The organism is Conexibacter sp. JCM 18997 (assembly GCF_055391915.1).
The window spans coordinates 1,716,801-1,733,430 of the sequence record NZ_AP043885.1 but is presented as its reverse complement, the minus strand read 5'-3'; the positions used below and the strand labels follow the sequence as shown (position 1 = coordinate 1,733,430).

The window sequence follows — 16,630 nt, the reverse complement described above, 5'->3', positions numbered from 1 at the left end:
GGCGAAAGGTGGATGATGGCGCCGTGGAACTCTCTCGTGGCCGCCGGATCGGGATCTGGTCGCTCCTCATCGCCGGCGCGCTGGTCGCCGTGCTCGCCATCTTCTCGATCTGGGCGGCCCGGCAGCTGCTCAACGACGCGCGCTGGCACGACACGACGACCGCGCTGGTCGCCGATCCGGCGGTGCAGACGGCCCTGGCCGGCTACCTGGTCGACCAGGTCTACGAGTACACCGATCCGGCCGCGACGCTGCAGGGCGTCCTGCCGCCACGGCTGCAGCCGCTGGCCGCGCCGGCCGCCGGCGCGCTGCGCGAGCCGCTGGTCAAGGCGGTCGAGCGATTGCTGGCGTCGTCGGCCTTCCAGGAGCTGTGGGACAAGGCGGCGACGCTCACCCACCAGCAGTTCATCAACCTGATCGAGGAGCGCGGCGACGCGTTGCGAACGCCCAGCGGGGGCGGCGTGGTGCTGGACCTGAAGGTGCTGCTGGTGCAGATCGGCCAGCGCCTCGGGTTACCGATCACCGGTGACCGCCTGCCCGAGGACGCGGCGGTCATCCAGATCATCTCGCCCGACCAGCTGCACGCGATGCAGACCGTGGTCAAGCTGCTGAAGACCGTCGCCTGGGTGCTCTTCCTGTTGTCGATCATCCTGCTCGGGACGGCCGTGTGGCTGGCCAAGGGCCACCGGCGCGAGATGCTGGTCAACGCGGCGCTGGCGGTCGTCATCTCGGCGATCCTCGTGCTGCTGCTGCGGCGCATCGTCGGCAACCAGGTGATCGGCGACATCGGCAAGACGGCGACCGGCCAGGAGGCGGCCGACGCCGTCTGGCGGATCGGCACCTCGGTGCTCGCGCAGGTCGCGCGCACGCTGCTGCTGCTCGCGCTGCTGCTGGTGATCGCCGCCTGGCTGGCCGGGCCGGCGACGTGGGCGCGCAAGTTCCGGGCCTGGGCGCGTCCCGCGCTGCTGGGCTCGCCGGGCATGGTCCACGGCGTCGTGCTGGCGGTGCTGCTCGGCCTGCTGACGCTGGGGATCATCCCGGGCATCCGCACGCTGGCCGCCACCGTGTTGCTGATCGCCGTCACGGTCGGCGGGGTGGAGCTGGTGCGCCGCGCCGCGGTGGCCGACACCGACGAACCCGTCGTGTTGCCAGAGCCAGAACCGGTCTAGGGTTTCGGCCCATGTCCGCCACATCCCCGCCCGTGCTCTGGGAGCCTTCGGCTGAGCGCATCGAGAACGCCACGTTGACCCGGTTCGCGCGGTGGCTGGGCAAGGGCGAGCTGTCCTACGGCGAGCTGTGGCAGTGGTCGGTGGACGACGTCGAGGCGTTCTGGGCGGCCGTGTGGGAGTTCTTCGACGTGCAGGCCTCCGAGCCGTACGAGCGGGTGCTCGGCTCCCATGCGATGCCGGGCACCGAGTGGTTCTCGGGCTCGCGGCTGAACTACGCCGAGCACATCTTCCGGGGCAAGGACCCCGAGGCGGTGGCGATCCGCGCGGCGGGCGAAGGGCGCTCGCTGGAGACGTTCACCTGGGGGCAGCTGCGCGAGCTGACGTCGCGGGTGGCGGCGGGGTTGCGGGCGCATGGCGTCGGCCCGGGTGACCGGGTCGTGGCCTACGTGGGCAACACCGTGGAGGCGATCGCCGGCGTGCTGGCGGCGGCGTCGATCGGGGCGATCTGGTCGTCGTGCTCGCCGGACTTCGGTGCGCGGTCGGTGGTTGATCGCTTCGCCCAGATCGAGCCGAAGGTGCTGCTCGCGGTCGACGGGTACCACTACGGCGGGAAGTGGTTCGATCGCCGCGAGGTGGTGGCCGGCCTGATGGCCGAGATGCCCTCGCTGAACGCGACCGTCCTGCTCGGCGACACCGCGCTGGACGGGACGGTTCCGTGGCGCGACTTCACCGCGTCCGAGCAGGAGCTGCGCTTCGAGCAGGTGCCGTTCGACCATCCCCTGTGGGTGCTCTACAGCTCGGGCACGACCGGGCTGCCCAAGGCGATCGTGCAGGGCCACGGCGGCATCCTGCTGGAGCAGCTCAAGCACCAGCACCTGCACCTCGACGCACAGGCCGGCGACCGCGTGTTCTGGTTCACGACGACCGGCTGGATGATGTGGAACTTCCTCGTCGGCGTGCTGCTCACCGACGCGTCGATCGTGCTGTTCGACGGCAACCCGGGCTACCCGGACATGGATGCGCTGTGGGACCTGGCCGCCGAGGCGGGCGTGACCGTGTTCGGCACCAGCGCCGGCTACATCACGGCCTGCATGAAGGCGGGCACCGAGCCCGGCGCGGGGCGCGACCTGTCGGCCTTGAAGGCGGTCGGCTCGACGGGGTCGCCGCTGCCGCCCGAGGGCTTTGACTGGATCTACGAGCACGTCGGCGCCGACACGTGGCTGTTCAGCACGTCCGGCGGCTCCGATGTGTGCTCGGCGTTCGTCGTCGGCGTGCCCACGCTGCCCGTCTACGAGGGCGAGCTGCAGGCCCGCGCGCTGGGCGCGAAGGTCGAGGCGTTCGACGAGGACGCCCGTCCGGTGATCGGCGAAGTGGGCGAGCTGGTGCTGACCGAGCCGCTGCCGTCGATGCCGCTGTACCTGTGGAACGACCCCGACGCGCGTCGCTACCACGACAGCTACTTCGACATGTTCGACGGCGTCTGGCGCCACGGCGACTGGATCGAGATCACCGACCGCGGCACCGCGATCATCTACGGCCGCTCCGATTCGACGATCAACCGCGGCGGCGTGCGCATGGGGACCAGCGAGATCTACCGCGCCGTGCTCTCCCTGGACGAGATCACCGACGCGCTGGTCGTCGACGTCGACGGCTGGATGCCCCTGTTCGTCGTGCTGCGCGAGGGCGCGGTGCTGGACGAGGCGCTGGAGAAGGCGATCGCCAGGCGCGTGCGCGAGGACTGCTCACCGCGCCACGTGCCCAACGTCGTCTACGCCATCGCCGAGGTCCCGCGGACCCTGAGCGGCAAGGTGCTCGAGGTGCCGGTCAAGAAGATCCTCCAGGGCACCCCGGTGGACAAGGCGGCCAGCCGCGACAGCCTGGCCAACCCCGCCGCCCTGGACGCGTTCGTGGAGCTCGCGTCCCAGCGCTAGCGATGGCCGAGTCGCCGCCACCGCCGCCGATCGAGCAGCTGATCCCCGCGTGGCTGCAGCGCCTGTCGTTGGTCGCGGCCGTGCTGACGATCCCCAGCGTCCTGCTGGACGAGGTCAACGGCCTGCCCGACTGGGCGGCGATCCTGGCCAACGCGCTCAACTGGGCCGTGTGGTCGGTCTTCCTGATCACCGCGATCGTCTGGCTGCATCGCTCGCCCAACTGGTGGGCGTCGGTCAAGAAGAACCCGATCCTGCCGCTGATCGTGCTGCTGACCACGCCGATCGCCCCGGCGGGCCTGCAGATGTTCCGCCTGCTGCGCCTCGGGGCGCTGCTGGGGGCCGCCCACCACGCGCGCCGCCTGTTCTCGCTGGAAGGGCTGCGCTACGCCGGGATCCTGCTGGTGCTCGTCGTGGTCGGCGGCGGCCTGGTCTTCTCCGCCGTCGAGCGCGGCGCGCAGGACGTGTCGATCGGCGACGGCATCTGGTGGGCGATCGTCACCGTCACGACCGTCGGCTACGGCGACATCGTGCCCCACACGGAGGCGGGCCGGGGCGTCGCGGTGATCGTGATGGTCACCGGCATCGGCACCGCCGCCCTGCTCGTCGGCGCCGCGTCGCAGCGGTTCGTGATCGGCAGCGACGACGGCGATCCGAGCGGCTCGGGCGTGTCCAGCGGCGAGAGCGACGACGCGAACGTCAGCCTGGCCGAGCTGCAGCGCGAGATCCGCGGCCTGCGCGCGGATCTCGCCGCCCTGCGGGCCGAGCTCAGGCCACCCGGCCCAGGAAGCTGACGACCTCGTCGGCGCAGCGCTCGGGCGCGTCGTCGTAGACGAAGTGCCCGGCGCCCTCGACGACGATCAGCTCGCTGCCGGGGATCTCCTCGAGGAAGCGATGGGCGCCCGCGACGGGTGCGAACGGGTCGTCGGCACCCCACAGCAGCTGCGTGGGGACGCCCAGCGCGGCCAGGCGGCCCTCGTAGGGCGCCAGCTCGGAGAACTCGCCCGACCGGTACAGCTCGAGGATCGCGGCCCGCCGCTGCGGGGTGGACAGCGCGCGGGCGTACTCGTCGATCGCCTCGTCGGTCATGCCGGCGCTGACCGCGTGCATCAGCCCGCCGAACGACTCGCGGGTGAGCCCGTCGACCAGCTCCTCGCCCGTGCCCGGCGTGCGCATGGCCACGGCCAGGTCATGCCACTCGCCGTCGGAGAAGAAGCCGGTGTCGGAGATCAGCAGGGCGCGAACGGCCTCCGGGTGGTCGCAGGCCCAGCGCAGCCCGACCAGGCCACCCCAGTCGTGCACGACGAGCACCAGCGAGTCCAGGCCCTGGGCGGTGCGGAACGCCTCGAGCGCCTCGACCTGCGCGGTCCACGCGCCGCTGCCGGGACCGGTCGGCTCGGAGTCGCCGAACCCGACGAGGTCCGGGGCCACGACTCGCCATCCGGCCTGGGCGATCGGGTCCAGCAGGGGGACGAACATGTGGGACGACTCGGGAAAGCCGTGCAACAGCAGAACGTTTCCGTTCACGGCCTCGCCGGCTTCACGGTGGGCGAGCATGGCGCAACGCTACCTGTCGGCAGCCGCTCGACACTCGACCCCCGAGCGTCGAACCGGTGTCCCCTAATCGGTTTTGCGGTGTTGGATGGCCCGAACGTGACCAACCAGGCCATTCTCTTCCCCGGACAGGGCAGCCACGAACCGGGCATGGACACCGAGCTGCGCGGCGACGCCCTGTTCGCCCGTGCGCTGGACCTGCTGGGCTTCGACCCCTTCGCCCGCATCGACGAGGGCACCCGCTTCCAGCAGCCCGCGCTGTTCATCGCCGGCGTGATCGCCTGGGAGCGCTCCGGCATCACCGCGCCCGTGGCCGCCGCGGGCCATTCGCTGGGTGAGTACGCCGCGCTGGTGGCCGCCCGGGCGATCGACTTCGACGCCGCCGTCCCGCTCGTGGCCCTGCGCGGCGACGCGATGGCCCGCGCCGGCGAGGCCAACGCCGGCGGCATGGTCGCCGTGCTGGGCGAGGACGACGAGGCCGTCCGAGCCGCCGCTCACGCTCACGGGCTGACCGTCGCCAACGACAACGCTCCCGGCCAGCTCGTGCTGTCGGGGCCGATCGCCGGCATCGACGCGGTCAACGCCATGGACCTTCGCACCCGCAAGCTCGACGTCTCGGGCGCCTTCCACTCGCCCCTGATGGCCGCGGCCGCCCAGGAGCTCGATCAGGCGCTGGCCTCGATCGACGTGCGCGCGCCGCAGTTCCCCGTGATCTCCAACGGCACCGCCGCGCCGTTCACCGACGTGCGCGCCGAGCTGGTCGAGAACCTGCTCAGCCCGGTGCGCTTCCGCGAGTCCGTCCACGCGATGCGCGCGCTGGGCGCCGACGAGTTCGTCGAGCTCGGGCCCGGCCGCGTGCTGAGCGGCCTGGTCAAGCGGATCCTGCGCGAGGAGGCGGTCGCCTGATGGCCACCGCGCTGCCCGCCCGCTCGCCCCGCATCACCCCGCGCCGCACGCTGCGCGCCGGGATCTTCGGCGTCGGCGCCGCGCTGCCCGAGACGGTCGTCACCAACCAGGACCTGATGCAGCGCCTGGACACCGACGACGAGTGGATCGTCAAGCGCACCGGCATCCGCACGCGCCACTGGCTGGCCGAGGGCGAGCAGCTGGCCCCGCTGGCCGCGCAGGCCTGCCGCCGGGCGCTGGCCGATGCCGGCCGCGACGCCGCCGAGGTCGATCGCATCATCGTCACCACGATCACCCCCGACCGGCTCACGCCCGGCCTGGCGCCGATGATCGCGGGGCTGATCGGCGCGCCCGAGACCGTCACCGCGCTCGACGTCAACGCGGCCTGCGCCGGCTTCTGCGTCGGCCTGGACGAGGCGGCCAGCGCGGTCGAGTCCGGCCGCGCCCGGGTCGTGCTCGTGTGCGCCGCCGAGGCGCTGTCGCGCATCACCGACCACGCCGACCGGGGGACCGCGATCCTGTTCGGCGACGGGGCCGCCGCGGTGCTGGTGGCCGGCGGCGAGCTGGAGGGCGGCATCGGGCACTTCGTGCACGGCACCGACGCGACGATGGCCGGCTCGCTGTACGCCGAGATCGACGAGCGGATGCTGCGGATGGAGGGCCAGACCGTCTACCGCCACGCCGTCGCGCGCATGACCGCCGCCACGGCCGAGGCGCTGTCGCGCGCCGGCCTGACCGTCGACGACGTCGATCTGTTCGTCGCCCACCAGGCCAACGCGCGCATCATCCAGGCCGCCGCCGCCGAGCTGGGCGTGCCGGCCGAGAAGATCATGATCGACGTCGACCGCTGCGCGAACACGTCGAGCGCGACGATCCCGCTGGCCCTGGAGCGGGCCGAGCGCGAGGGGCGCCTGAAGCCGGGCGACACCGTCGCCCTGTCCGCGCTGGGCGCCGGGTTCGTGTGGAGCGCGGGCATCGTGCGCTGGAAGGAGCGGGTCCATGTCTGCGCGTGAGGACGGCGTGGCCGTGGTCACCGGCGGGACGCGCGGCATCGGCGCGGCGATCGTCGAGCGGCTGCGGGCCGACGGCTGGAACGTGACCGGGCTGGGCTCCAAGGACTGCGACGTGCGCGACACCGCCGCCGTCGACGCGGCGTTCACGCGCGTGGAGGAGGAGCACGGCAAGCCGATCCTCGTGCTCGTCAACAACGCCGGCATCACCCGCGACGGGCTGGCGCTGCGCATGAGCGACGACGACTGGACGCAGGTGCTGGACACGAACCTGACCGGCGCCTTCCACTGCACCCGGCGCGTGCTGTCGCCGATGATGCGCAACCGCTTCGGCCGCATCGTCAACCTCAGCTCGGTGATCGGCGCCCGGATCGGGAACCCCGGGCAGGCGAACTACGCTGCCTCGAAGGCGGGACTGATCGGCTTCACCAAGACGATCGCCCGCGAGATGGCCCGCAAGGGCGTCACCTGCAACGCGGTCACCCCGGGGCTGATCGCCACCGACATGACCAAGGACCTCGACGACGGGCTGCTGTCCGCCGTGCCCGCCGGGCGCGTCGGCACCCCCGAGGAAGTCGCGCATGCCGTCGCCTTCCTGGCCTCCGAGGAGGCCGCCTACGTCAACGGCACGACCCTGACCGTCGACGGCGCCATGAGCGCCTGAACAAGGAGCACCAACGTGGCCGAATCCACCATCCCCACCGAGGACGAGGTCCTCGCCCGCATCCGCGAGGAGCTCGCCGCCATCAAGGTCCCCGGCGCCGAGACCGCTGAGCTGGAGACGCAGTGGAGCGACCTCGACGTCGACTCGCTGGACCTCGTCGAGCTCGTCAAGGCGCTCGAGGACGAGTACGGCATCCAGATCCACGACGAGGAGCTCAAGCCGATCAAGGGCGTGGGCGACGCGGTCTCGCTGACCATCCGCCTGGCGGGGGCGCAGCAGGCGTGACGGACGTCGTCATCACGGGGCGCGGCGTCGTGACGTCGCTGGGGGAGACGGCGGACGGGTTCTTCGACGCCCTGCTCCAGCGCCGCAGCGGCATCGCCGACGGCATCGGCGCGGCCAACGACTTCGATCCCGAGAGCGTGATGACGCCCAAGGAGGCGCGCCGCTCGGATCGCTTCTCGCACTTCGCCCTCGGCGCGGCCGACCAGGCCTGGGCCGAGGCGGCGCCCGACGGGATCGATCCCGAGCGCGCGGCGGTCGTGATCGGCACGGGCGTCGGCGGCCTGGGCACGCTGGAGCGCGAGACGCTGGCCTGGCTGAACGGGGGCGACCGGGCGGTCTCGCCGATGTTCGTCCCGATGATGATGCCCAACGCCGCGGCCGGCCTGATCGCCATGCGCTTCGGCATCACCGGCCCCGGGTTCAGCGTCGCCTCGGCGTGCGCGACCGGCGGCCACGCGATCGGCGAGGCCAAGCGGATGATCGAGCGCGGCGACGCGGATCTGGTCGTCGCGGGCGGCAGCGAGGCGGCGATCACCAACGTCTGCCTGGCCGCCTTCAAGCGGATGGGCGCGATGTCCAAGGACGGCATCTCGCGCCCGTTCGACGCCCAGCGCGACGGCTTCATCCTCGGCGAGGGCGCCGGCGTCTTCGTGATGGAGAGCGCCGAGCACGCCCGGGCGCGTGGGGCGAAGGTGTACGGGAAGGTCGCCGGCTACGGCGCCTCCAACGACGCCTTCCACATCACGATGCCCGACGAGGACGGCAAGGGCGCGATGCGCTCGATGCGCAAGGCGCTGGAGGACGCGGGCGCGCAGCCGCACGACATCGGCTACATCAACGCCCACGGCACGTCCACGCCGTTCAACGACAAGATCGAGACGCTCGCCATCAAGGGCGTCTTCGGCCACAACGGAGGAGTCCCGCCGGTCAGCTCGACCAAGAGCGCGATCGGCCATCTGCTCGGGGCCGCGGGTGCGGTGGAGGCGGTGATCTCGCTGAGCGCGATCGAGCGCGGCGTGCTCCCACCGACGCTGAACCTGACGGAGCCGGATCCCGAGTGCGACCTCGACTACGTGCCCGACGGGCCGCGCGAGGCGCCGGGTCTGAAGGCAGTTCTGTCGAACTCATTCGGGTTCGGCGGCCAGAACGCGACCCTCGTCCTGACAGGAGCCTGATCCACCTTGGCCACCATTGAGCAGCTCGTCGCTGAGACTCCGCTCGGGCGCCTGGAGGCGCTCGTCGATCCCGGCACCCTGCACCTGATCCGCACCGCGGTGGGCGACGGCGTCGTCGCCGCCTCCGGTCGCGTGGATGGGCGGCCGGTGTTCTGCTGGGCCCAGGACGGGCGCTTCAAGGGGGGCTCGCTGGGCGCCGCCGGCGGCGAGACGATCAAGCGCGTCTTCGCGCTGGCCAACCGGGCCGGCGCCCCGGTCGTGTGCTTCCCGGAGTCGGGCGGCGCGCGGGTGCAGGAGGGCGTCGCGGGCCTGACGGCCTATGGAGCGATCTTCCACGCCGAGGCCACCGCCCGAGTACCGGTGATCACCGTCGTCGCGGGGGCCTGCGCCGGCGGCGCGGCCTACGGCGCGGCCGTCGGTGATCTGACCATCAGCGCCGGCGAGGACGCGAAGATGTTCCTCACCGGCCCGCGCGTGATCCAGGAGATCACCCGCGAGGAGGTCAGCGCGATCGACCTGGGCGGCGTGAAGGTGCACTCCGCCAACGGCGTGATCCACCTGGCCGCCGACAGCGACGACGACGCGGCCGCCTACGTGCGCGACGTCCTGTCCTACCTGCCCTCGCGACTGGGCGAGTCGCCGACGATGGCCGCGCCGCGCGCGCCGCTGGGCGACGACCCCGGCGAGGTGCTGCCGCCCTCGCCGCGTCAGGTCTACGACGTGCGCGACGTGGTCGCGCGGATCGTCGACGGCGGCGAGCTGCTCGAGCTGTGCCCGCGGTGGGCGCGCAACCTGATGACGGGCCTGGCCCGCATCGAGGGCATGCCGGTCGGCGTGCTGGCGAACCAGCCGCGCTATCTGGGTGGCACGCTCGACGTTGCGGCGGCCGAGAAGGGCGCCTGGTTCGTCAACTGGTGCGACCGGATGAACCTCCCGATCGTCGTGCTGGCCGACACCCCGGGCTTCCTGCCGGGCACGGGCCAGGAGCGCGAAGGGGTCATCCGCTACGGCGCCGCGTTTCTTCGCGCCTTCGCACGCGCTAGCGTTCCCCGCGTGACCGTCACCCTGCGACAGGCATTCGGCGGAGCCCACATCGTGATGAACTCGCGCGATCTGGGTGCCGACCTGACGCTGGCCTGGTCCCGTGCGCGGGTGGGGGTCATGGGCGCTCGTCAGGCCGTGGAGATCGTCGGCCGGCGCGAGCTGGCCGCCGGAGCCGATCGCATGGCGCTGGAGACGGCGTACGAGATCGATCAGCTCGACGTGGGCGTGACCGCCCAGGCCGGCTTCATCGACGAGATCATCGAACCCCACGAGACGCGCGAACGGGTCGCGCAGGCGCTGGGAGCATTCGTTTGAGCGCAGCTGCGGTCCAGCGGCTGGCGCCGCGAAATGAGACCGAGGCGGCGATCCTCGACGCGGCGCGTGTCGCGATCGCAACCGAAGGCTACGACCGGCTGACGATGAACGGGCTCGCGCAGCGGGCCTACGTCAGCCGCACGAACGTCTACTTCTACTTCGCCAACAAGCGTGCGGTGCTGGATCGGTTGGTCCAGCAGTCGTTCGCCGAGATGCTGGTCGCGGGGGCGCCCTACCTGGACGGCAACGGCGAGCCGCGCCGCGAGCTGCGCCTGGGCATGGCCCGCGTGGTCGGCGTGGTCAACAAGAACGCCGCGGTGCTGCTGCTGGCGGGCAAGCTGTCGGGTGCCGAGGACGGCCTGCCGGCCGAGTGGCAGCCCTACGTGCGCCGCCTCGTGCGCGCCGCCGAGCGCCGGATCCGCTCCGACCAGATGCGGGGCAAGGCGCCCAACGACATCGACGCGGGCATCGCCTCACGCGCGCTGATGGCCATGGTCGAGCGCCACATCACCACCGAGGTGATCCACGGCGAGCAGTCGATGACCGAGACCGTCGCGACGCTGGCCGAGCTCTGGTACCGCGCCGTCTACCTGTTCCCGCCTCCGCTGGAGTCGTGATGCGACGCCTGATCCTGCTCGTGGCGGCGACGCTGCTCGTCGTCGCGGCGCCCGCCGTCGCGGCGTCCTTCAGCTTCCCGTCGGTGAGCACGAACATCGGCGCCAAGCCGAAGATCGGCCGCGCCCACGGGCCGGCGCCCAAGACGCTGAAGACCAAGGACATCGTGGTCGGCAAGGGCGCCGTGGCCAAGAACGGCTCGGTCGTGTCGATGCAGTACGTCGGCAAGCTGTACAAGTCCGGCAAGCAGTTCGACGCCTCCTGGGACCGCGGCGCTCAGCCGTTCCAGTTCCAGCTCGGCGGCGGCCAGGTGATCCCCGGCTTCGACCAGGGCATCAAGGGCATGCGCGTCGGCGGCCGCCGGGTGCTGATCATCCCGCCCAGGTTGGGCTACGGCGCGTCGGGCTCGCCGCCGTCGATCCCAGCCAACGCGACGCTGATCTTCGTCGTCGACCTCGTCGGCTGAGCGTCCTCGCGCTCGCCCATGCTGGCCAGTAGGGCCTCGACGACGTCGGGGTCGAACTGCGTGCCCTGGCAGCGCCGGAGCTCGGCGATCGCGAAGTCGTGCCCGGGCGCGCGGCGGTAGGGCCGGTCGGAGATCATCGCCTCGTAGGCGTCGCCGACCGCCAGGATCTTCGCCTCCAAGGGGATCTCGTCGGCGCTGAGGCCGCTGGGGTAGCCGGCCCCGTCGGGGCGCTCGTGGTGGGCCAGCACCCAGGTCGAGATGTCGGCCAGGCCCGCGGCCGCGGCCATGCGCGCCCCGAGCTCGGCGTGCTTGCGCATCTCGGCGAACTCCTCCTCGGTGAGCTTGCTGGCCTTGTGGAGGATGTGGTCGGGCACGCCGAGCTTGCCCACGTCGTGCAGGACGCCGGCCACGCGGATGCGCTCGACGCGCTGGCGCGAGAGCCCGAGCTGCTCGGCGATCTCGGCGCACAGGCGGCCGACCGTCTGCGAGTGGTCGGCGGTGCCGACGTCGCGCACGTCCAGCGCCTCGGCCAGCACCAGCACGGCCTGCAGCTGCTCGGCGGGCGCGTCGCTGCGCACCGCGTCGAGCAGGCCGTCGGAGAAGACGACCGTGCGGTCGCGCCCCAGGTGCTTGGCCACGTACATCGCCTGGTCGGCGTGGTCGAGGAGCACCTCGGGGTCGGAGCCGTGCTTGGGGTAGGAGGCGATGCCGAAGGAGGCCGACACGGCGCGGCCGTCGGGCGCCGCCATGCGTGAGCGCACGGCGCGGCGCAGGCGCTCGGCCACCGCGGTGGCCGCGCGCTCGTCCAGCAGCGGCAGGACGATCGCGAACTCCTCGCCCCCGACCCGGCAGACGAGGTCGGGCGCCCGCAGCTGGTCGCGGCACAGATCGGCGAACGAGCTCAGCGCCCGGTCGCCGAAGCGATGGCCGAACGCATCGTTGAGCGCCTTGAAGTTGTCGATGTCGGCCAGCACGATCGTCACCGGCGTGCCGTCGCGCTCGGCCAGCGCGAGCTGCTTCTCGATGCGCTCCTGGTAGCCGCGGCGGTTGGGCAGCCCGGTCAGCATGTCGCGGCTCGCGCGGTCGGCCAGGATCTCGATCAGCCCGTTGGCCCGCTCGCGCAGGGTGCTGGTGACCAGGCCGAGCGCGACCATCGTGCCGACGACCATGATCCACGTGGTGATCCCGCCGCCGGCCTCGGTGGACAGCGCGAGGGTGATGGCGATCCCGACGGCGCTGACGGCCGTGACCCAGATGGCCTGCGAGCGGCGCAGGAAGTACCAGGCCTCCACGCCGGTCCAGGCGTAGAGGATCACGTACGGGCTGTCCGGTCCGCCGGAGACGCCGACCGCGACGCTGACCAGCAGCATGCAGTTCAGCAGGCCGACGATCAGGAGCCCGTCCGGGAGCCGGGGCGCGACGAAGACGGTCACCAGGCCCGCCACGAAGGCGACCGCGCCGACGACCGCGATCGGCCAGCGCAGGAACGGATCGGGCTGGCTGAAGGGCAGCGTGAGCAGGCCCATCGCCCCGGAGGCCACGAACAGCAGGCCGAGCAGGCGCCACGAGACCGTGGGGGTGGGGGCGGCGCCGGGAGGACCCATACCGGGGGTATCGGCAGGCGGGCGGCGGATCCAAAGACCGGAGACGCCGGTCATGGCCGACTAGTGTCCGCAGCTCGGGTCCCGAGGGAAGCAGTCAAGATGAGCGAGTCGCAGGCCGCCCCGGACGAAGGGGCACCCGCCGCGGGATCGATGCCCGAGGCCGCGGTCGACACGCGCGGCCCCGAGGCGATGGCCCGGGCCAAGCGCTTCGCCGAGCGCGCCGACCGGCGGGCCGGCGGCGAAGCCCCGCCCGCCAGCGGCGCCCGTCCCGCGGCCGCATCCGCGCGGCCCGCGGTCACGCCCGCGCCCCGGCGGGCACCGGCCCGCGCGACCGCCATCCCCGTCCAGCCGCTGGTGCTGGTCGCGTCGGTGATCGTCGCTGCCGTGCTGGGCGCGCTGCTGGTCGGCACCTCGCTGCCGGGCTGGACCGTCGGCCTGATCATCGGAGCGGTCAGCGCCGCGCTGATCACCGTCGCCGGTCGCCAGCTCGGCTGAGGGCGGCCTCAGGCCTCGCGGACCGGCGCGCCCATCGCGTGGTAGCCGCCGTCGACGTGGACGATCTCGCCGGTGATCGCCCGCGATCGGGCCGACAGCAGCCACAGGATCGCGTCGGCGACCGGGCCGGGGTCCTTGGTGTCCCACTCCAGGGGAGCGAACAGGTTCCAGTTGTCGGCCAGCGTCTCGAAGCCGGGGATCGAACCGGCGGCCATCGTGGCGATCGGTCCCGCGCTGACCAGGTTCGCGCGGATGCCGCGAGCGCCGAGGTCGCGGGCCAGGTAGCGGTTGACGGACTCCAGCGCGGCCTTGGCCACGCCCATCCAGTCGTAGATCGGCCAGGCGACCGTCGCGTCGAAGTCGAGGCCGACGACCGACGGCTGGTCGCCCTTCTCCAGCAGCGGGAGGAGCGCGTTGGCCAGCGCCTTGTAGGAGAAGGCGCTGGTCCGGAAGGCGATCTCGGCCGACTCGGCCGGCGTGTCCAGGAACCCGCCGCCGAGCGCGTCGGCGGGGGCGAAGGCGATCGCGTGCAGCACGCCGTCCACGGCGCCCCAGCGCGTGCTCAGCTCGGCGGCGATCGCCTCCAGGTGCGCGGGGTCGTTGACGTCGAGCTCGAGCACGTCGACGGCTTGGGGCAGCCGCTTGGCGATCCGTTCGGTGATCCGCAGCCCGCGTCCGAACCCGGTGAGCACGACCTCGGCTCCTTCGTTCTGGGCCTCGGCGGCGGCGGCGAAGGCGATCGAGCGGTCGGTCAGAACACCGGTGATGAGCAGGCGGCGGCCGTCGAGCAGTCCAGGCATCGGCGGGACCCTACGCGGCCAACGGTCGCTGCGGCGCGCGGATCGACACCGCGGGCGCGACCGTCAGGTCTGATCGAACGGATCGACCGGGTTGGCCACGGCGGCCAGGCGGGCGCTGAGCACCTCGCGCGCGCCGATCAGCACCTCCGGTGCCGACGCGCCGTATTCGGAGCGGACGTGCTGGATCAGCCGGGCGGCCAGCTGCGCGCCGAACGCCTCCATGCGCGCGTCGTCCCCCGCCGGCTCGAGCAGCTCCGGCGCCTGTTCGCTGGCCAGCCGGGCGATCGCCGCCCGCAGTCCGGCCTCGGCGGCGCGCCGGTCGTTGGCCGGCCCACACTCCTGCTGGATGCGCCGGGCGATCTCCTCGCCCAACGCGGTCCCGCGGGTCTGCGGCCTCATGCCACGGCCGCCAGTCGCTCGCGCAGGCGCGCACCGCGCTGCGGGTTCAGCGACTCCACCCAGGCGATGCGGCCGGCCAGATGGGCACGGAAGTCGGCGACGCCGTCGCGGTTGGCCGCCGTCAGGCCATCGCGGCGGGCCTGGTGGAGGATCGCTTTCAACCGGTCGTACTCCTCGCGCGGCACGTTGAGCCGCTCGTTGACCACCACCGAGCACACCTGCTGTCGACCCGCACGTGTCATCAACTGCGACTTTCGCAGGTTCAGCACGAAGCCCTCGTCCCGGGCGATCGCCGCGACCGCCTGACCCAGGGTCGCCGCCCCGTGCAAAAGCCGCGTGTCCCCGGAGATCGTCAGGTCGTCGGCGTAGCGCGTGTAGGTCGCGCCCAACGTCGCGGCGTAGGCGCTCAGCCGCACGTCGAGGGCGAACGCGGCGAGGTTGGCCAGCGCGGGGGAGGTGGGCGCCCCCTGGGGCAGATGGGGCGTGGCCAGCCGCCGTCCCAGGCGGCGCCAGCGGGCGATCGTCGGCAGATCGACCGGCGGTGGGAGCGAGCCCCACTCGTCGGCGGGCACGACGTTCGTGCACAGCGCCGTCAGCGTGTGCGCGACGCGCTCCGGATAGCCGGCCGCGCGGAAGGTCGCCCACACGCGGCCGGGGCCGACGCACGCGAAGAAGTCCTCGACGTCGAAGCGCAGCACCACACGGGCGCCGACGTGGGCGGCCGCGTGCGTGCGCACCGACCGGCCGCGCACGAACCCGTGCGCCGCGTCGTGCGCGGGGACCGCATCGAGGATCTCGCGCAGCACGATGCGCTGGCTCTCCTTCAGCCGCGCCTTGGGCGACTCGAGCAGGCGCGGCAGGCCGCCCTGGCGCTCCAGCCAGCGGTAGCGGTAGTTGCGCAGCCGCGGTCCGGCGACCGTGCGCTCCAACCCGCGCACGTCGGCCAGCCACGCCAGCTGACCGTGATCGAGCTCGAGGCGCTCGGCCAGGTCGTCGACCGTCGCCAGCTCGAGCACCGGCCACCGGGTGGCGCCCATCGCCGCCTCGAACGGGATCCACCGCTCCACCCGGCGCGCCCGCGCATACCGCCGGTGGCGCTGCAAGGCGATGGCCACGAAGCGCGCCAGCTCGCGCGGGCGGTCCAGCGGCGGGCGGACGTAGGCGTCGATGACCGTGTCGGCGACCTTCGTCAGCCAGCTCGGCCGGCGCCCGGCGATCACCACCGCGCCGCGGGCCACCAGCGCGGAACGCTCCCACTCGCCCGCCAGGAAGGCGGAGCTGAGCGCGACGGCGAGCCCATCGAGGCGGTCCACGCCGCCATCCTCGCGGATAACGCGACGGCGCCGTCCGACCGATTCCCGTCGTGCGTGCCCATCAGTGCGAAGCCTGCGCAGCGGCGGGCACGCGATGCACTGCGTCTGCTGCTCACGTTCCCCCGGGGGTGCCCCGGAGAGGCGTCACGCGTCCGCGGACGCGCTCGGCCCACTCGGACGGCGCCGTCGCGGCGCAACGCTATCCCAGGACCGTGTTGACATCTCGTTGACAAGTGGGGCTACTCTGCCGCGTGTGTCCCGCTTGACCTCGGCGCTCATCGGTCGTGACGCCACCTACTTCAACCTCTTCGAGGCGTCGGCCACGAACCTCGTGAGCGCAGCCGACCTGCTCGACCAGATGATGGCCGAATGGCCCGAGCGCCCCGAGCTGGCCGGCGAGGTCCTGCTGCGCGAGCAGGAGGGCGACCGCATCACGGCGGACATCATCAACCGCCTCAACCAGACGTTCGTGACGCCGATCGAGCGCGAGGACATCGTCGAGCTGGCCACCGCGCTGGACGACGTGCTGGACTTCGCCGAGGAGGTCGCCGACTTCATGGGCCTCTACAAGATCGAGGCGCCGATGGAGCAGGCGCAGCGCCAGGCGCAGATCCTCGTGCAGGCGACGCGCAAGATCGCCGAGGCGATGCCCCTGCTGCGCGACTTCGGCGATCTGGCGCCGCACACCGCCGAGATCCACCGGCTGGAGAACGACGGCGACCGCGTGGTGCGCGAGGCGATCGCCTCGCTGTTCGACACGGGCATCGACCCGATGGTCGTGATCCGCTGGAAGGACATCTACGAGCGGCTCGAGGACGCGATCGATGCGACGGAACGGGTGGCCAACACCCTTTCCAACATCGTCATCAAGAACGCCTGACCCGCGCCGCC

The 16,630-nt window shown here is 72.5% G+C and carries 18 protein-coding genes; 13 read left to right on the top strand and 5 right to left on the bottom strand.

The features are described from left to right. Window positions 1-23 precede the first annotated feature (23 nt). From ACZ5UI_RS09055 to ACZ5UI_RS09045, 3 genes are read left to right on the top strand one after another with little or no spacing between them, the layout of a single operon-like run. Window positions 24-1,166: a hypothetical protein gene (locus ACZ5UI_RS09055; protein WP_464196428.1), complete on the top strand. Its 1,143-nt coding sequence runs from the start codon at window positions 24-26 to the stop codon at window positions 1,164-1,166. 11 nt (window positions 1,167-1,177) lie between these two features. Further along, entirely contained in the window at window positions 1,178-3,097 is a 1,920-nt protein-coding gene (locus ACZ5UI_RS09050; protein ID WP_464196426.1) for an acetoacetate--CoA ligase, read from the top strand. 2 nt (window positions 3,098-3,099) lie between these two features. Beyond that, a complete protein-coding gene (locus tag ACZ5UI_RS09045) occupies window positions 3,100-3,888 on the top strand; it encodes a potassium channel family protein (RefSeq protein ID WP_464196424.1) in 789 nt (262 codons plus the stop codon). Here ACZ5UI_RS09045 and ACZ5UI_RS09040 read toward each other — a convergent pair. Then, window positions 3,863-4,621 (bottom strand): alpha/beta fold hydrolase, encoded by a 759-nt coding sequence (locus ACZ5UI_RS09040; protein ID WP_464196422.1) that lies wholly within the window; start codon window positions 4,619-4,621, stop codon window positions 3,863-3,865. The genes ACZ5UI_RS09045 and ACZ5UI_RS09040 overlap by 26 nt on opposite strands. Before the next feature lie 126 nt (window positions 4,622-4,747). Here ACZ5UI_RS09040 and ACZ5UI_RS09035 point away from each other — a divergent pair, with 126 nt between their 5' ends. The 8 genes from ACZ5UI_RS09035 to ACZ5UI_RS09000 are packed head-to-tail and all read left to right on the top strand — an operon-like array spanning window position 4,748 to window position 11,128. Beyond that, entirely contained in the window at window positions 4,748-5,554 is an 807-nt protein-coding gene (locus ACZ5UI_RS09035) for an ACP S-malonyltransferase (RefSeq protein ID WP_464196420.1), read from the top strand. Continuing rightward, the gene (locus ACZ5UI_RS09030) at window positions 5,554-6,567 is read left to right on the top strand and encodes a beta-ketoacyl-ACP synthase III (RefSeq protein WP_464196418.1); all 1,014 of its coding nucleotides are present in this window, start codon (window positions 5,554-5,556) and stop codon (window positions 6,565-6,567) included. The genes ACZ5UI_RS09035 and ACZ5UI_RS09030 overlap by 1 nt, the downstream gene beginning before the upstream one ends. Continuing rightward, a complete protein-coding gene (fabG, locus tag ACZ5UI_RS09025) occupies window positions 6,554-7,228 on the top strand; it encodes a 3-oxoacyl-ACP reductase FabG (protein WP_464196416.1) in 675 nt (224 codons plus the stop codon). Before ACZ5UI_RS09030 ends, fabG begins: the two co-directional genes overlap by 14 nt. A gap of 15 nt (window positions 7,229-7,243) precedes the next feature. Further along, the gene (locus tag ACZ5UI_RS09020; protein ID WP_464196414.1) at window positions 7,244-7,513 is read left to right on the top strand and encodes an acyl carrier protein; all 270 of its coding nucleotides are present in this window, start codon (window positions 7,244-7,246) and stop codon (window positions 7,511-7,513) included. After that, on the top strand, window positions 7,510-8,688 hold the full coding sequence (locus ACZ5UI_RS09015; protein WP_464196412.1) for a beta-ketoacyl-[acyl-carrier-protein] synthase family protein: 1,179 nt from the start codon (window positions 7,510-7,512) through the stop codon (window positions 8,686-8,688). Before ACZ5UI_RS09020 ends, ACZ5UI_RS09015 begins: the two co-directional genes overlap by 4 nt. Before the next feature lie 6 nt (window positions 8,689-8,694). Then, on the top strand, window positions 8,695-10,047 hold the full coding sequence (locus ACZ5UI_RS09010; RefSeq protein WP_464196410.1) for an acyl-CoA carboxylase subunit beta: 1,353 nt from the start codon (window positions 8,695-8,697) through the stop codon (window positions 10,045-10,047). Next, window positions 10,044-10,664: a TetR/AcrR family transcriptional regulator gene (locus ACZ5UI_RS09005; protein ID WP_464196408.1), complete on the top strand. Its 621-nt coding sequence runs from the start codon at window positions 10,044-10,046 to the stop codon at window positions 10,662-10,664. Before ACZ5UI_RS09010 ends, ACZ5UI_RS09005 begins: the two co-directional genes overlap by 4 nt. After that, window positions 10,664-11,128, top strand: a complete 465-nt coding sequence (locus ACZ5UI_RS09000) for an FKBP-type peptidyl-prolyl cis-trans isomerase (protein WP_464196406.1) — start codon at window positions 10,664-10,666, stop codon at window positions 11,126-11,128. The genes ACZ5UI_RS09005 and ACZ5UI_RS09000 overlap by 1 nt, the downstream gene beginning before the upstream one ends. Here ACZ5UI_RS09000 and ACZ5UI_RS08995 read toward each other — a convergent pair. Continuing rightward, window positions 11,053-12,732, bottom strand: coding sequence for a bifunctional diguanylate cyclase/phosphohydrolase (locus ACZ5UI_RS08995; RefSeq protein ID WP_464196404.1), 1,680 nt, complete (start codon window positions 12,730-12,732; stop codon window positions 11,053-11,055). The genes ACZ5UI_RS09000 and ACZ5UI_RS08995 overlap by 76 nt on opposite strands. A gap of 99 nt (window positions 12,733-12,831) precedes the next feature. Here ACZ5UI_RS08995 and ACZ5UI_RS08990 point away from each other — a divergent pair, with 99 nt between their 5' ends. Next, window positions 12,832-13,227, top strand: coding sequence for a hypothetical protein (locus tag ACZ5UI_RS08990; protein WP_464196402.1), 396 nt, complete (start codon window positions 12,832-12,834; stop codon window positions 13,225-13,227). 8 nt (window positions 13,228-13,235) lie between these two features. Here ACZ5UI_RS08990 and fabI read toward each other — a convergent pair whose 3' ends face one another. The 3 genes from fabI to ACZ5UI_RS08975 form a co-directional block, all read right to left on the bottom strand. Continuing rightward, window positions 13,236-14,027 carry an enoyl-ACP reductase FabI gene (gene fabI / locus ACZ5UI_RS08985; RefSeq protein WP_464196400.1) on the bottom strand — a complete coding sequence of 264 codons (792 nt, stop codon included), beginning with the start codon at window positions 14,025-14,027 and terminating at the stop codon, window positions 13,236-13,238. Between the two features lie 63 nt (window positions 14,028-14,090). Continuing rightward, window positions 14,091-14,426 (bottom strand): hypothetical protein, encoded by a 336-nt coding sequence (locus ACZ5UI_RS08980; RefSeq protein ID WP_464196398.1) that lies wholly within the window; start codon window positions 14,424-14,426, stop codon window positions 14,091-14,093. After that, complete coding sequence (locus ACZ5UI_RS08975; RefSeq protein WP_464196396.1) at window positions 14,423-15,739, bottom strand: reverse transcriptase family protein; 1,317 nt, start codon at window positions 15,737-15,739, stop codon at window positions 14,423-14,425. Before ACZ5UI_RS08975 ends, ACZ5UI_RS08980 begins: the two co-directional genes overlap by 4 nt. 253 nt (window positions 15,740-15,992) lie before the next feature. Between ACZ5UI_RS08975 and ACZ5UI_RS08970 the strand changes: the two genes are divergently transcribed. Further along, window positions 15,993-16,619, top strand: coding sequence for a DUF47 domain-containing protein (locus tag ACZ5UI_RS08970; RefSeq protein WP_464196394.1), 627 nt, complete (start codon window positions 15,993-15,995; stop codon window positions 16,617-16,619). Window positions 16,620-16,630 lie beyond the last annotated feature (11 nt).